Origin of the sequence: Mycobacterium celatum (assembly GCF_002101595.1) — a bacterium.
GTDB lineage: Bacteria > Actinomycetota > Actinomycetes > Mycobacteriales > Mycobacteriaceae > Mycobacterium > Mycobacterium celatum.
This window is the reverse complement of record NZ_LQOM01000020.1, coordinates 39,958-54,462: the sequence shown is the minus strand read 5'-3', so window position 1 is coordinate 54,462 and position 14,505 is coordinate 39,958. Positions and strand designations below refer to the sequence as shown.

Here is a 14,505-nt window from a genome sequence, read left to right as displayed (position 1 = left end):
GTCATTCGGGTGCGAAGGGAGGGCCGGCCGAGATGTATGGCGCCCCCCGTCGGCGTCGCGCACGCATCGCTGCCCTTGTGGCGGCTGTTCTGGCCGGCGCGTATGCGTCGGTGACCTACCTCGCCTATAGCGGTGCGTTCACCCCTGTCGCAACAGTCATCGTGACGGCGCAGCGCGCAGGACTCGTCATGGATCGCGATGCGAAGGTGAAATACCTTGGCGTTCAGATCGGCAACGTCAGGGCCATTGACTACATCGCCGATAAGGCCCGGCTCACGCTGGCGATACGGCGCGATCAGTTGGCTTACATACCGTCGAATGCCACCGTGCGGATCGCGAGCACGACAGTATTCGGATCCAAGTCTGTGGAATTTCTGGAACCTGCCCATCCATCGCCGGCCTCGGTCGCGCCTAACGCCCACTTCACAGCTGCTGCCGTCGCCACTGAGGTCAACACCCTGTTTCAGACCTTGGTGGACACTCTGCACAAGATCGACCCGGCCGAACTGAACGCCACATTGTCGGCTGTCAGTGACGGGTTACGCGACAACGGTGGCAACGCCGGGGCTGCTATCACAGAGCTGAAATCGCTGATGGCTCAGATCAACCCCCGGCTGCCCACCGTACACAGCGACATACAGCGTGCCGGCGACGTCCTCGACGCGTACGGTGACGCCGCACCCGACGTTGTTTCGGTCCTGGACAACGCGCCGACGATCAGTGAGACCGTTGTCTCCCAACGACGCAACCTCGATGCCACCTTGCTCGCCGCAGCGGGAATAGCCGAAGATGCCGACCAGACGCTGTCGCCGGCCGCTGACAACTACATTGCCGCTATCGCCCGCTCACGCGCGCCGCTGAAAGTCCTCGCCGACTACTCGCCGGAATACGGCTGCGTGATCACCGCGCTGGCCGACGCGTTGACGCGGTTCGCGCCATTCTTCGGCCAAATCAAACCCGGATTGTTCGTCAGCGCCGGCATTCTGCCCGGTGCGCCGAGCTACACCTATCCGGAGAGCCTACCGATCGTTAACGCTTCGGGCGGGCCGAACTGCCGGGGTTTGCCCAACTTACCCACCAAGCAGAGCACCGGAAGTTGGTACCGCCCACCGTTTCTGGTCACCGACAATGCGTACGTTCCCTATAAGCCGAACACCGAATTGCAGTTCGACGCGCCGAGTACGTTGCAGTTCCTCTTCAACGGCGCCTACGCCGAACGGGACGACTACTGATGCAGCGCCAGCGCACGGGTTTGAAGGTCGGCGTCTTCACGTTGGTGATGCTGCTGGTGCTCGCCGCTCTGGTCATCACCTTCGGCCAGTTCAGGTTTGCCTCGACGGTGACGTACCACGCCGACTTTGCCTCGGTGTCGCGGCTTAAGCCGGGGCAAGACGTCCGCATTGCGGGCATCGTCGTCGGCAGCGTCGAAGATATCGCTATCCGTGACGGCCACGCCAGCGTCACATTCGACGTGAACAAGCGCTACACACTGTATACGTCTACCCGCGCGGTGATCCGTTATCAGGATCTCATCGGTAACCGGTATCTCGAGATCACCGCCGGGCCAGGGGAATTGCACAAAATGTCGCCTGGCGCCACCATTCCCCGGGCAAACACCCAGCCCGCCCTCGACTTGGACACGCTGCTCGGCGGACTGCGACCCGTGCTGAAAGGACTCGATTCCACCAAGGTGAACGAGGTCAGCAATGCCATCATCGAATTGTTGCAAGGCAACGGCGGACCGCTATCGGACGTGCTGTCGTCCACCGCGTCCTTCACCCAGACCCTCGCGGCCCGAGACCAATTGATCGGCAACGTGATTGGCCATCTCAATCAGGTACTGAGCACCGTCGACGACAAGTCGGCCCAGCTCGACACCAGTGTGAACCAGCTTCAGCAGCTCGTGTCCAAGCTGGCGGCCGGCCGCGACCCGATCGCCGGTGCGGTCGCGCCATTGGCCTCGGCGGAGACCGACCTGACCCAGATGCTCGCCGCTTCTCGCCGACCCATTCAGGGCGTGTTGGAGAACATCCGCCCGCTGGCGACCGCGCTCGATGCCCGCAAAGACGAGATCAACAAGTCGATCGACCCGCTCGGTGAGGACTACCTACGGTTGAGCGCTTTGGGTGCCTACGGCGCGTTTTTCAACTTCTACTACTGCTCGGTCAAGCTCAAGATCAACGGTCCCGCTGGCAGCGACATCCTCATTCCCGCCGGCGGACCGCCCGACCCCACCAAGGGCAGGTGCTCCTTTGCCAAGTGACTTTCCCACGAAGCGTGACCCATTGCGGACCGGTCTCTTCGGGATCGTGCTGGTCGTGTGCCTGATGCTGGTGTCGGCCGGTTACACCCAGTTGCCATTCTGGCCGCAGGGCCGAGCCTATGAAGCCTACTTCGCCAATGCGGCCGGCGTGGTCGCCGGCAACGACGTCGAGGTCTACGGCTACCGGGTCGGCAAAGTGACGTCGGTTGACTTGGTCAACCACGCCGCCCGGATCGGCTTTACCGTCGACCGGAAAATACGGATCGGCTCTCAATCGCTTGTGGCCATCAAAGCCGACACCGTACTTGGTCAACGCTCACTGGCAGTCACCCCGGCGGGGGACGGATCGGTGACGTCGATTCCGCTGGGCCGCACCACAACTCCCTACACGCTCAACAACGCGGTGCAGGACCTCGGCCGCAACGCCGGCGGCATCAATAACGGCCGATTCACTCAAGCATTGCAAGTACTTACCGACGCTTTGCGCGACGCCACTCCGAAACTGCGGGCTGCCCTCGACGGCGTGGCTGCCTTGTCACGCAGCGTCAATACCCGCGACGGTCAGTTGAGCGATCTGCTCGGCCACGCGCAGTCGGTCTCGGCGCTGCTGGCCAAGCGGGCCGAACAGATCGACCAACTCATCGTCGACGGCAACACGCTCTTCGCAGCGCTCTCGCAGCGGCGCCAACAGTTGGCGACCTTGATCTCGGGCATCCGGGACGTAGCGCGCCAGTTATCGGGCTTGGTCGCCGATAACCGCCGCGAGTTCGGCCCGGCCCTACAGAAACTCAACCTGGTGCTCGACAACCTCAACGCCCGGCAGGACAGGATCGGCGAGGCACTCAAACGACTCCCCCAATACGCCACACAGCTTGGCGAGGTGGTCGGCTCGGGACCCGGATTCAGCGTGAACACCTACGGTCTGCCTCCCATGTCGATCGCCGGAGTCTTGCTCGATGCGGTGTTCCAGCCCGGCAAGCTACCGGAAAGCCTCGCTGACTTTCTCCGAGGGTTCATCGTCGACCGCGCCACCGTCAAACCGCAATCGCCATGAGCACACAGCGATTCACGCGACCACGACGGACCCTGAAGTGGGCCACCACGGCTGCGCTGACACTCGCGCTGTGCGGCGGCGTCATCCAAGTCTGGCCGCACACGAAGGACATCACCGTCACCGGCTACTTTTCGTCGGCCGTCGGGCTCTACCCCGGTGATGCGGTCAAAGTGGCCGGCGTGCCCGTCGGGAAAATCACCTCGATTCAGCCGCAGGCACAAGCCTCCAAGATCATCATGAGCGTCCGCGGCGATGTCGAGATACCCGCCGACGCGCAGGCGATCATCGTCGCACCCAATCTGGTCTCGGCCCGCTTCATCGAATTCGCCCCTGTCTATACCCACGGCGACCGGCTCGCCGATCACGCGGTGATTCCCGACACGCGCACCGCGGTTCCGGTGGAATGGGACGAGGTCAAAAACGAACTCACCAAACTCAGCGCGCAACTCGGCCCGCAGGCCGGCTCATTGCAGGGCCCGCTGACTACCTTCATCAATCAGGCCGCCGACACCTTTGAGGGAAAAGGGACGTCGTTTCGCCAAGCCGTCCGCGAATTATCGCAGGCTGCTGGGCGACTCGGCGATTCCCGCAGCGACCTGTTGGGCACGGTCAAGAACCTGCACACTCTCATCGACGCCCTCTCGAACAGCAACGAGCAGATCGTGCAGTTCTCTAACCACGTCGCCGCTGTCAGCCAGGTCCTGGCCGACAGCTCTGCCGACTTGGATAACGCGCTGGGGGCACTCAACCAAGCACTCGACGACGTGCGTGGTTTCCTCAACGACAACAACGACGTGCTCGTCGGCCAAATCGACCGGCTGACCAGTTTCACCAAACTTCTCAACGACCACGACGAAGACCTTGAACAGGTACTCCACGTAGCCCCCAACGGCCTGGCGAACTTCTACAACCTCTACGACCCGGCGCAGGGATCGTTGTCGGGACTGCTGACCCTGCCCAACCTGGCCAACCCGGTGCAATTCATCTGCGGAACCTTCGACACCGGAGGCACGCCGGAATACTTCAAACGGGCCGAGATCTGCCGGCAGCGCATGGCGCCGGTGCTCAGACGTCTCTCGATGAACTACCCGCCCATCCTGTTTCACCCGATCACGAGCATCAACGCCTACAAGGGGCAGATCATCTACGACACACCCGAGACAGAAGCCAAGGCGCGAACGCCGCTCTCACAGCTGCAATGGCTTCCGCAGCCAGGTGTAAATCCGCCGAGCATTCCCCCGGGGACCGACCTGAGCTCATTGATGGTTCCGCCGCCAGCGCCGACGTCCGACCACGCAGTACGGGGAGGCTGATCCAGAATGGCTGTAGCCCAACGCCTTGCAACGCGGGCCGTCCGGTGCGGATTGGCCGGCGCCGCGACGGTTCTACTGGTTTCCGGTTGCCAGTTCGGCGGGCTCAACTCCCTGGATATGCCCGGCACAGCCGGACATGGACCAGGCTCGTTCACGGTCACCGTCGAGTTACCCGACGTGGCAACGTTGGCGCAGAACTCACCGGTGATGGTCGACGACGTTACCGTCGGCAGCGTCTCGGGGATGGAAGCCCGGCAGCGCCCGGACGGCAGCTTCTACGCGGCGGTCAAGTTGTCGCTGGATTCCCACGTCGACCTTCCGACCGACGTCACGGTCAAGGTGGCTCAGACCTCGCTATTGGGATCTCAGCACATCGAACTCGCGGCGCGACACTCCGAGCGCTCAGCGCCACGGCTGGGTAATGGCCAGACCATCCCGATGGCCAACGCCGGACGCTATCCCACGACCGAAGAGGTGCTGTCGTCGCTCGGTGTAGTGGTCAACAAGGGCAATCTCGGTGCGCTGCAAGACGTCACCGACGAGCTCTACAACGCCACCGCAGCACGGGCCGGACAGTTCGCCGACTTCCTTCCGCGGCTCGCCGAGCTGGCCGCCGCTGCAGACCAGCAAAGCAACGACATCGTCCACGCGATGGAAAAGCTCGACCGATTCACCTCAGTGCTGGCCAGCGGCAACGACAAGCTCGACGCAGCACTGCGGACAGTGCCCCACGCGTTGCAGATCCTCAACACCAGCGGGGACCAGATCGTCGCCACCTTTGCCGCGTTGCGCCGCTTCGCCACAGTCGCGGCACGCATGCTGGCCGAAACCAAGACGGATTTCGCCAAGGACATCAAAGATCTCTACCCAGTGGTGAAGGCGTTGGCGGACAACGCCGATCAACTCATTACCGCACTGCCGGTGATGGTGACCTATCCCTTGCCACAGCCCGGCCTCAGGCAGGCAGTGCGCGGCGATTACCTGAACATTTACGCAACCTTCGACCTCACTGTGCGCAAGCTGGGCGAGACGCTCTTCACCACCTCGCCGCTGGACCCGAACATGAAGCACCTCAACGAAATGATCACTCCGCCCGACTATCTGGTCGGCTCGCTCGCCAACCTGTCGGGTCAAGCGGCCGACCCGTTCAAGATTCCGCCTGCTGCCGCCACCGGAGCGCACTGATGCTGACCCGTCTGGTTCGGGGACAATTGGCGATCTTCGCGGTCGTCACCGTGGTCACCGTCGGTGTGACAGCTGTGTTCTATCTCCGCCTGCCGGCCGCCCTCGGGATCGGAACATACACGGTGACAGCGAATTTCGCTGCCAGCGGCGGGCTGTACAAGAACGCCAACGTAACCTACCGGGGAACCACCATCGGCCGTGTCACCGATGTGTCGCTTGCCATGCGCAACGGTGTGGATGCGGCGCTGCGGCTCAATTCCTCTACACCAGTGCCCGCCGATGTCATCGCAACTGTCAAAAGCGTGTCTGCGATCGGTGAACAGTACGTCGATCTCATCCCCCCGCCGGCCCCCTCATCGGCCAGATTGCGCGACGGGTCATGCATCACCCGCGATCACACACGGCTCAACCAAGATGTCGCCGGCCTGCTGCACCGGGCCCAGATCCTCGTCGATTCGATCAATCAAAGTCGCCTGCGTGACCTGCTGCGGGAAACGTTTGCGGCATTTGACGGCTCCGGGCCCGAGTTGGCACGACTGATCGAATCGGCGCGTCTACTCATCGACGAGGCCAACACCCACGCCGAGGACATCACCGGCCTCATCGATGAGAGCGGTCCATTCCTCGACGCCCAGATCCGCAGCGGAGACGCGATCAGATCCTTGGCCGACGGGCTGGCACGCTTCACGGGCGACGTCCGCCGCGCCGACGGGCAAGTGCGCACGCTCCTGCAAAACACTCCCGATACCGCCGACCAGGCGGCTGCAACCATGCGCGGGATACGACCGACGTTTCCCATGCTGGCGGCAAATCTGGCGAATCTCGGCCGCATCGGAGTGATCTATCACAAGTCACTCGAACAAGTGCTGGTGATCTTTCCCGCCCTGACGGCGTCCTTGCTGACCATCGCCCAGCAGGTTCCGCCCGACGAAGGCGCACGCGCCGACTTCAAAATCAGCATGAACGATCCGCCCCCGTGCAACGTCGGTTTCATCCCACCCAACCAGATTCGCTCCCCGGCCGACGAGACACTGCGCGACCTTCCCCCGATGTACTGCATGGTTCCGCAAAACGACCCCACCGTCGTGCGCGGCGCGCGCAACTACCCATGCCAGGAATTCCCCGGGCGGCGCGCCCCGACTGTTCAACTGTGCCGTGATCCCGTCGGCTACGTTCCCCTGGGACGCAACGCCTGGCGTGGCCCGCCGGTGCCGGTCGACACCCCTGTCACCGACCCACGAAACATCCTGCCACCCAACAAGTATCCGCTGTTGCCTCCCGATGCCGATTATGACCCGGGCCCACCGGTTGTTCGGCTTCCGCCCGGCGTGGCGCCGGGACCCGGACCCGCGCACACTCCGCCCTACCCGCTGCCCGTCCCACCGCCCGACGGGCCCCCACCGCCGCCGTATCCCTACCACCCGCCACCCGACCAGATCGCGCCGCCTTACGGGCAATCACCGCCACCGCCGGCCGAACAACCTCAGGCTCAAGGCGAAGCGATGACGACGTACGACTCCACATCGGGGGCGTTCCTCGACCAAGACGGTCATATCGCCACGTTCGCCGCCGGCGCCGCACAGTTCAGGCCGGCCGAGAATTGGGTCGACCTGATGACCTACCCCAAACCGAAATAGCCGACATGTCCAAGCAGCGAACGAATTACGCAGTCAGCCCGCTCCACGGTCGGAGGGGAAGCCTGACTTCAGTGCTCGGAGCGCTGCTGTCGGCGTTAGCCCTGGTATTCCATTCCGCCCCGGCGCAACCGCCTGCGCCGGCCACGGTGGACCTGCGCTCGACAGCGGCCCCGTTGCCGACTCCGTCCACATCGGCGAAGTCGCCGGTCATCGCGACCGTCAATCCGCGGCCCTTCGACCCCTGCGAGGACATTCCGCTCGAGGCCATCCAGCGGATCGGCCTCGCCTATACCCCGCCGGAACCCGAGGAGGGGCTGCGCTGCCATTACGACGCCGGCAACTATCAGATGGCAGTCGAGGCCGTCATCTGGCGCACATACGAGGCCACCCTGCCAGCCGATGCCGTCGAATTCGACATCAACGGCCACCGCTCGGCCCAGTACTGGATCATGAAACCGACCGACTGGGACAACCGTTGGTGGATCACCTGCATGATCGCGTTTAAGACCAGCTACGGCGTCCTTCAACAGTCGCTGTTCTACTCCCCGATCTATTCACCGGACGGGCCTGACTGCCTGCGGACCAATCTGCAACGCGCCCAACAGCTCAGCCCCTACTACGTCTTCTGATATCGGCCCATAAGGCCGCATCCGTGCCTATCAGCGGTGATCCGACAGCCTGATGACGTTGGTTGCTTGCGTCCCGAGCAGTTGGCGACGCGCATAGCCCATGTGCGAGTTCCAGTGCGCCTGGGCCACTTCACCATTGCCTTCCTCGATCAGGGTCACCAGCAACTCATGCGAGCGGATCACCCGGTGACGCTCGGCGAGGCTGTCGTGGCGACTGCGCTCCACAACATCGGCCACAGCGCGCGCAATCACCTCGTGAAGCATCTCCTTGATCATCAGCAGCGTCTGGTTACCGGCCAGGGTAATTATCTGTTCGTGGAAGCGCTGAACGGCGTTGGTGAACCGGTCGGGATCGCTGATCGTCTGCTTCTGTTCCACAACTAGCTCCCGCAGCTCTTTGGCCGCGCGCTTGTTGCTCCCGGATTCGGCAACCATGCGAGCAGCCGGCGGCTCCAGGATCGCGCTGGCTTCAAAGAGGTCGGTCAGCGCAACGTTGCGTGATTGGAGCAGCAGCGCCGCCGTGCATGTCGCCATTTGGCGATCCGGTTCGTGAACCACCACGCCGCCGCGCGCACCCCGAATGACCGATACGAGGCCGCGGCGCTCCAGGATGCGCAGGGCTTCTCGCAACGACGGACGCGAAACGTCGAACTTCTCCATCAGTTCAGCCTCTGTGCCCAGCAGGTCGCCTTCGGCATAGTGGCCGCCGGTCATCAGTTCACGTAGCTGTGCAGCGATCTGCTCGGGCTCGTCGGTCCCGAGCACGTCAGCTGACGCAATGTCTGATCTTTCCGTCATCCTCACCGCCCATCCGATATGTGGCCCCGGGCATGGACCGGCCGGCCCCCGCAGCCTCCGGACTCTACCGCGGGGCGACGCACCGCGTCGAGCAGCAACCGCCGCACCGCCGTTGTTTCCCCTAAAACACCTGGTAGACGCCTACTAATGACGCATACCAGCTTCCCCGGTTTTGTCACCAACCTGATCATAGGCCGCCCAGTCCCGCGCGAACAGATAACGCGGTGAAACCTCTCGATCCTCGGATGATATACCTATAGATATTTCGGAGGCTTTGATGCATGGGCCAACAGGACTGCGGGTGGCAAGTGCCCACCTAGCTCCGCCTAGCGCGAGATTGCAGAGGAGACATCATGAAGTCCAGGGCCGGGATCCTGCACGGTGTGGGCAGCGACTGGGACGTCACCGAGATCGACCTGGACCCACCCAAAGCCGGCGAGGTTCTGGTGAGAATGGCGATCGCGGGGATCTGCCACTCCGACGACCACTTCGTCACCGGCGATAGCGTGCCCGGCGACGAGATGGTCGCCATGATGCGCGCTGCCGACATCCCCGTTCCCGAGTGGTTCCCCATGATCGGCGGCCACGAGGGCGCCGGTGTCGTCGAGGACGTCGGGCCGGGCGTCACCACCGTCGCACCGGGCGACCACGTCGCGATGTCGTTCATCCCGGCGTGCGGCAACTGCCGCTGGTGTGCTTCTGGATCGAGCTTCTTGTGCGACGTCGGCGCCGACATCTACAGCAAGACAATGATTTCCGACGGCACGTCGCGCCGTCACCTGGACGGTCAGCCACTCATGGCCATGATGCAGGTGGGCACGTTCTCCGAGTACGTCGTGGCCTCTGAACGCTCATTGATCAAGGTCCACGACTGGATTCCGTTGGAAGCGGCCTCACTCGTCTCTTGCGGAGTCCCGACGGGTTTCGGGGCCGCCAGCGTTAGTGCGCGTACCAAACCGGGTGACACCGTCGTCGTCATTGGCGTCGGCGGGGTGGGTATCAACGCCGTACAGGGTGCTCGTTCGGCGGGCGCCAAATACGTGGTGGCCGTTGACCCGATCGAGTTCAAGCGAGAGCTTGCGCCCTCCTTCGGCGCCACCCACACCGTCGCCGACGCGAAATCGGCGATCTCGCTGGTCAAATCCATCACCTGGGGCGTGATGGCTGACGCCGTGGTCGTCGCCGCGGGAGTAGTGCCTCCCGATCTTGTCACCACCGCGATGATGCTCACTCGCAAGGGCGGAACCTGTGTGCTGATCGGTATGACACCGATATCGGAGACGATGGTGCCGCTCATCCTCACCGACGTCGTGAACTCGTGCAAGACACTCAAGGGTTCGCTGTACGGCGAAATGAATCCACGCGCCGGCATGCCGATGCTGCTGTCGATGTATGAGGCGGGCACACTCAAACTCGACGAATTGATCACCCGTCGTTACAAACTCGACGACATCAATGACGCCTTCGCCGATCTGCGCGACGGTCGCAATATCCGTGGAGTGATCGACTTCGGCATGACCTGATCCGGGTCAGCGGACCGCATCGACCCGAATACGCCCGAACACATCAGGATTGGATGAGGAATACAAATGAATGGTCGTCTCACCGGCAAGGTTGCCTTCATCACGGGGGCCGGACGCGGCCAGGGCCGCGCCCACGCGGTCCGAATGGCACACGACGGCGCAGACATCATCTGCATCGACATCTGCGAGCAGATCGAGTCGAACAAGTATCCGCTGTCGACCATCGAGGATCTGGAAACGACATCCAAGCTGGTCGAAAACCTCGGGAGGCGCTGTATCGCTGTCAAGGCAGACGTGCGTGAACGCGATCAGCTGCGTGATGCGGTTCAAACCGGTGTCACCGAACTCGGCCACCTCGACATCCTCGTTGCCAATGCGGGAATTCTGCCTATGGCCCTGGGCAATCCGAAGCCATCGGATTTCGTCGACGCTACGGACGTCGACCTGCTTGGCGTGATGAACGCCGTCGCGGTGACCTTGCCCCTGATCACCGACGGCGGATCGATGATCATCACAGGGTCGACCGCAGGGCTGATGCCGGGCACTACCAGCAATTCGTTGATGGGTCCCGGAGGTTCGGGGTACGCCTGGGCAAAAAACACCCTGATTGGTTACGTCGAGCAGATGGCTCTGCACTTGGCTCCCCGCATGATTCGGGTAAACGCCATCCACCCCACCAACTGCAACACACACCTGCTCCACAACGACGGCCTCTACGCGGTCTTCCGCCCGGACATGCGCGGGACCAAGCCGACGCGGGAGGACGCCGAACTGGCGTTCACGCACTTTCAGGCGATGCCGATCCCCTACGTCGAGCCAGAAGACATCGCCAACTTGGCTGCGTTTCTCGCCAGTGACGAGTCGCGATACATCACCGGCCAGCAGATCCGCGTCGACGCCGGAGCTTTGTTGAAGTTTCCCAACGGTCCCGCGGGCTAGTGGCCAGGTAATTTGGGCCGGGGCTAGCCCCCGATCAGGTCCAGCGTGCCGAGGTCGCGGATGGCCCGGCAGCCGCGGCTCAACATCGTCAGCACCATGTCGTCGCCGCGGTCGGTGGCCGTGGCGAACGCGAACCCCAAGGCGGAGATCAGCAGCGCCTGAAGCATGCCGAGTCGGTAATCACGCCAACAGGTTTCGCGGTCGTAGTCGGTGACGCCGTAGCCGAGAAGTGTCCGGTGATACTCGTCGACAAGGTCCGCTTCGATGGCTGCGCGCAGGTCCGGGACGAGGCTGGTGGCGGTAAAGTAGGCGAGATCACGCGCAGGCAAGCCGACACCGAGTGTCTGCCAGTCGACCACCGAGACGGTGTTGGCGTCGCGGTCGAACAGCATGTTGTCGAGGCGGTAGTCGCCGTGCAGCAAGGCGAACCGGTCCCGCTCGGCCAGCACCCAGGGTGTCACCAACCCCATTGCGGTGGTGAAGGTCTCGCGGTCGGCGGCGCTCATCCGGTCGCCGAGCTTGTCCAGTGTGATGTCCGCGCTCATTTGCGCTACCTCACCCAGCCCCTTCGCCGAAGCCTGGTCGGGGCGTGCGAAGGCAATGCCGGGAAAGTCCAGCCAGACCGGATCACACCAGCTCGGCCCGTGCAGACCGGCCAGTGCGGTGACGGCCAGCCGCGCCTCCTGCTCACCGCAGCCCGCGAGTTGGTCGCCCTGCACCGCGGGCGCCTGATCTGCCAGCAACAGCGCATATTCCATCGCGTCGTCGGTGATTTCGCTGTAGAAGCACTGCGGCGTCGGGACCCGGACGCGGTCTGCCACGCCCGTGTAGAACGCACATTCGCTGCGGTAGCCGATTGTGACGCGGTCGCGGACGGTGTCGTCCTGGGCCGGCAGCTTGATCACGAAGGTGTCCGGCAAGCCGTCCGGGTTCTTCGCATACCTGGCCGACACCCGATAGGTCGCCCCGGTCTGCCCGGTGCCGATGGGCACGACGTCGACCGCGGACACCTCGACCGGCGTTCGGTCAGTGCTGAGTACCGCCGACAGCCACTCGCAAGTGACGTCGGTCGGGCATCGCGGTATCGGCCGGTTCCGGCGGTCAGCGCTCGTCGTCGACAATGTGCCTCCCAGCAGCAGCATTCGTCGGACACCCCTGTCCGACCGATTCGACAACTGTAAGCCATACGGCATCGGTGGCATCTGAGTGCCGGAAAGCTTGGTGGTGTATACCAGGTGTATTATTGGTGTATGTCTCGCACCAACATCGATATTGACGACGAGCTTGTCGCCGAAGTGATGCGCAGGTTCGGCGTGAAGTCGAAGAAGGAAGCCGTTGAGTTGGCTCTGCGGCGGCTGGTTGGTGTTCCGCTGAAAAGAGAGTTCCTGCTTGGGCTCGAAGGTGTCGGCTGGAACGGCGACCTCGCGGAGTTGCGCAGTGAGCGGCCCGACGAATTCTCATGATCCTGGTGGATACCTCGGCTTGGGTCGAATACTTCCGGGCGACCGGTTCTTCCGCTGCGGTCGAAGTCCGTCGATTGCTCTCGGAGGAGGCGGACCAGATCACGATGTGCGAACCCATTGCAATGGAGATCTTGTCCGGGGCAACAGATGACCGCGCGCAAGCAAGACTCGAGCAGTTGGTGAACGGCTTGCCCTCGCTGACCGTCGACCAAGCCGTCGACTTCCGTACAGCCGCTTCAATTTACCGGTCAGCGCGTCGGTCGGGCCAAACCGTGCGCAGCATCAACGACTGCTTGATTGCAGCGGTGGCCATTCGTCATGGAGTCGGCATTGTGCACCGCGACGCGGACTTTGACGTCATAGCAGGGATTGCCCCCCTCGCTGCCACATCGTTCCGTTAGCTCTACCTTGGCGAGCAGACGCAAATAGTTCCCATTTCCGTTGGAAATGAAGGTCTTGGCGCCTGCTCGCCACAAGCCCATTACCCGCACTGCGCATCGAACAGCACCGGCAGCGACGTCGGCGAGCGGAACACCTGACCGCGGATGTGCGGATCGTCGCCGTCGGGGTCGAGCCGCAGGTTCGACAGCCGGTCGAACAGCAAATTGATCGCCACCCGCATTTCCATGCGGGCCAGGTGCATTCCCAGGCACACATGCACACCGTGACCGAAGCCGATATGCGCCCTGGGCGAACGGAAGATGTCGAAGCGGTCCGGGTCGGGATAGCGGTCGTCTTGCCGGTTGGCCGCGCCCAGCATCGGCATCACCGAGGAGCCCGCGGGTATCGGCACCCCGGCCAACTCGGTGTCACGGGTCGCTATCCGGGTGATCGTCAGCAGCGGCGGTTCCCACCGCACCGCTTCCTCGATCGCCTGCGGCAGCAGCGAGCGGTCGGCGCGCACCGCGTCGAGCTGATCGCTGTTGGACAGCAATCCGAACAGCATGTTTCCCAATGAGCGGTAGGTGGTTTCGACGCCGGCCGGAAGTAGTAAGCGCAAGAACGAGAAGATCTCCTCGTCGGACAGCTTCTCGCCGTCGATCTCGGCTTGGGCGAGACCGCTGATCAGATCGTCCCGCGGCTCCTCGCGCCGCGCTGCGAGAATCGGCGTGAAGTACTCGGTCAATGCAGCCGATGCGGCGCGGCCGCGTTCGGGGTTGACGGTGAAGGACAGCAGTGAGATCGACCAGCGCTGGAACTGCGGATAGTCCTCGCGCGGCAAACCGAGCAGGCCGGCGATGATCTGGGTCGGATAGGGAAAAGTGAATTCCTTCACCAGATCGGCGCGGCCGCGGGTGGCGAACTGGTCGATCAGCTCGTTGCCGACCTTCCCGACCAGCTCGTCCTCCCACCTCGCCATCGCCTTCTGCGAGAAGGCTTTTGCGACCAGGGACCGGTGACGGCCGTGCTCCGGCTCGTCCATCCCGAGCATGACGTGGCGGCCCAGCACGTCGCCGAACGCGTCGATGATGATCGCCGACGAGAACGTCTCGTTGTCGCGCAGCATCTGCTGCACCTCTTCGAAGCGGTAGACGATGAACACCGGCTTGGACTCGTCGTGCGGCATGTCTGAGAAGTCGAGGCGTTGCACCGGCTGCTCGCGGCGCAACCGCGCCAGCTCGGTATACGGGTCCCGGACATCTCCGGAGACCGCGTCGTCGAATGCCCCGAAATCCTCGAGATCGTCAAACAGCTGCACTA

The 14,505-nt window shown here is 63.3% G+C and carries 14 protein-coding genes; 11 read left to right on the top strand and 3 right to left on the bottom strand.

What is annotated here, in order from left to right; all coding sequences use genetic code 11:
* Positions 1 to 32: 32 nt before the first annotated feature.
* The 7 genes from AWB95_RS06145 to AWB95_RS06115 are packed head-to-tail and all read left to right on the top strand — an operon-like array spanning position 33 to position 8,081.
* Positions 33 to 1,232 (top strand): MCE family protein, encoded by a 1,200-nt coding sequence (locus AWB95_RS06145; RefSeq protein ID WP_062539820.1) that lies wholly within the window; start codon positions 33 to 35, stop codon positions 1,230 to 1,232.
* The gene (locus tag AWB95_RS06140) at positions 1,232 to 2,263 is read left to right on the top strand and encodes an MCE family protein (protein WP_062539821.1); all 1,032 of its coding nucleotides are present in this window, start codon (positions 1,232 to 1,234) and stop codon (positions 2,261 to 2,263) included. The genes AWB95_RS06145 and AWB95_RS06140 overlap by 1 nt, the downstream gene beginning before the upstream one ends.
* A gap of 22 nt (positions 2,264 to 2,285) precedes the next feature.
* Complete coding sequence (locus AWB95_RS06135) at positions 2,286 to 3,317, top strand: MCE family protein (protein WP_084707093.1); 1,032 nt, start codon at positions 2,286 to 2,288, stop codon at positions 3,315 to 3,317.
* Positions 3,314 to 4,630: an MCE family protein gene (locus AWB95_RS06130; protein WP_062539823.1), complete on the top strand. Its 1,317-nt coding sequence runs from the start codon at positions 3,314 to 3,316 to the stop codon at positions 4,628 to 4,630. Before AWB95_RS06135 ends, AWB95_RS06130 begins: the two co-directional genes overlap by 4 nt.
* 6 nt (positions 4,631 to 4,636) lie before the next feature.
* A complete protein-coding gene (locus tag AWB95_RS06125) occupies positions 4,637 to 5,815 on the top strand; it encodes an MCE family protein (RefSeq protein ID WP_062539824.1) in 1,179 nt (392 codons plus the stop codon).
* Positions 5,815 to 7,452: an MCE family protein gene (locus AWB95_RS06120; RefSeq protein ID WP_062539825.1), complete on the top strand. Its 1,638-nt coding sequence runs from the start codon at positions 5,815 to 5,817 to the stop codon at positions 7,450 to 7,452. Before AWB95_RS06125 ends, AWB95_RS06120 begins: the two co-directional genes overlap by 1 nt.
* A gap of 5 nt (positions 7,453 to 7,457) precedes the next feature.
* Positions 7,458 to 8,081 (top strand): DUF3558 domain-containing protein, encoded by a 624-nt coding sequence (locus AWB95_RS06115; protein WP_062539826.1) that lies wholly within the window; start codon positions 7,458 to 7,460, stop codon positions 8,079 to 8,081.
* Positions 8,082 to 8,111: 30 nt separating this feature from the next.
* On the opposite strand, the gene AWB95_RS06110 is transcribed toward AWB95_RS06115, so the two are convergent.
* Complete coding sequence (locus tag AWB95_RS06110) at positions 8,112 to 8,846, bottom strand: FadR/GntR family transcriptional regulator (RefSeq protein WP_232315661.1); 735 nt, start codon at positions 8,844 to 8,846, stop codon at positions 8,112 to 8,114.
* 386 nt (positions 8,847 to 9,232) lie between these two features.
* Between AWB95_RS06110 and AWB95_RS06105 the strand changes: the two genes are divergently transcribed.
* Together AWB95_RS06105 and AWB95_RS06100 are read left to right on the top strand one after the other, a co-directional pair.
* Complete coding sequence (locus AWB95_RS06105) at positions 9,233 to 10,402, top strand: NDMA-dependent alcohol dehydrogenase (RefSeq protein ID WP_062539828.1); 1,170 nt, start codon at positions 9,233 to 9,235, stop codon at positions 10,400 to 10,402.
* Positions 10,403 to 10,468: 66 nt separating this feature from the next.
* Positions 10,469 to 11,341 carry a mycofactocin-coupled SDR family oxidoreductase gene (locus AWB95_RS06100; protein ID WP_062539829.1) on the top strand — a complete coding sequence of 291 codons (873 nt, stop codon included), beginning with the start codon at positions 10,469 to 10,471 and terminating at the stop codon, positions 11,339 to 11,341.
* A gap of 23 nt (positions 11,342 to 11,364) precedes the next feature.
* On the opposite strand, the gene AWB95_RS06095 is transcribed toward AWB95_RS06100, so the two are convergent.
* A complete protein-coding gene (locus AWB95_RS06095) occupies positions 11,365 to 12,483 on the bottom strand; it encodes a phosphotransferase family protein (protein ID WP_062539830.1) in 1,119 nt (372 codons plus the stop codon).
* Between the two features lie 108 nt (positions 12,484 to 12,591).
* On the opposite strand from AWB95_RS06095, the gene AWB95_RS06090 reads away from it, so the two are divergent.
* Positions 12,592 to 12,804 (top strand): type II toxin-antitoxin system VapB family antitoxin, encoded by a 213-nt coding sequence (locus tag AWB95_RS06090; protein WP_062539831.1) that lies wholly within the window; start codon positions 12,592 to 12,594, stop codon positions 12,802 to 12,804.
* Positions 12,801 to 13,205, top strand: coding sequence for a type II toxin-antitoxin system VapC family toxin (gene vapC / locus AWB95_RS06085; RefSeq protein WP_062539832.1), 405 nt, complete (start codon positions 12,801 to 12,803; stop codon positions 13,203 to 13,205). Before AWB95_RS06090 ends, vapC begins: the two co-directional genes overlap by 4 nt.
* Before the next feature lie 80 nt (positions 13,206 to 13,285).
* Here vapC and AWB95_RS06080 read toward each other — a convergent pair whose 3' ends face one another.
* Complete coding sequence (locus AWB95_RS06080; protein WP_062539833.1) at positions 13,286 to 14,503, bottom strand: cytochrome P450; 1,218 nt, start codon at positions 14,501 to 14,503, stop codon at positions 13,286 to 13,288.
* Positions 14,504 to 14,505: the final 2 nt, after the last annotated feature.

What these genes read in the sequence shown, in the direction of transcription:
- AWB95_RS06090 (WP_062539831.1), top strand. Translation starts at nt 12,592, where the DNA reads ATGTCTCGCACCAACATCGATATTGACGACGAGCTTGTCGCCGAAGTG.
- AWB95_RS06125 (WP_062539824.1), top strand. Translation starts at nt 4,637, where the DNA reads ATGGCTGTAGCCCAACGCCTTGCAACGCGGGCCGTCCGGTGCGGATTG.
- vapC (WP_062539832.1), top strand. Translation starts at nt 12,801, where the DNA reads ATGATCCTGGTGGATACCTCGGCTTGGGTCGAATACTTCCGGGCGACC.
- AWB95_RS06100 (WP_062539829.1), top strand. Translation starts at nt 10,469, where the DNA reads ATGAATGGTCGTCTCACCGGCAAGGTTGCCTTCATCACGGGGGCCGGA.
- AWB95_RS06145 (WP_062539820.1), top strand. Translation starts at nt 33, where the DNA reads ATGTATGGCGCCCCCCGTCGGCGTCGCGCACGCATCGCTGCCCTTGTG.
- AWB95_RS06130 (WP_062539823.1), top strand. Translation starts at nt 3,314, where the DNA reads ATGAGCACACAGCGATTCACGCGACCACGACGGACCCTGAAGTGGGCC.
- AWB95_RS06095 (WP_062539830.1), bottom strand. Translation starts at nt 12,483, where the DNA reads ATGCTGCTGCTGGGAGGCACATTGTCGACGACGAGCGCTGACCGCCGG.
- AWB95_RS06105 (WP_062539828.1), top strand. Translation starts at nt 9,233, where the DNA reads ATGAAGTCCAGGGCCGGGATCCTGCACGGTGTGGGCAGCGACTGGGAC.
- AWB95_RS06115 (WP_062539826.1), top strand. Translation starts at nt 7,458, where the DNA reads ATGTCCAAGCAGCGAACGAATTACGCAGTCAGCCCGCTCCACGGTCGG.
- AWB95_RS06140 (WP_062539821.1), top strand. Translation starts at nt 1,232, where the DNA reads ATGCAGCGCCAGCGCACGGGTTTGAAGGTCGGCGTCTTCACGTTGGTG.
- AWB95_RS06120 (WP_062539825.1), top strand. Translation starts at nt 5,815, where the DNA reads ATGCTGACCCGTCTGGTTCGGGGACAATTGGCGATCTTCGCGGTCGTC.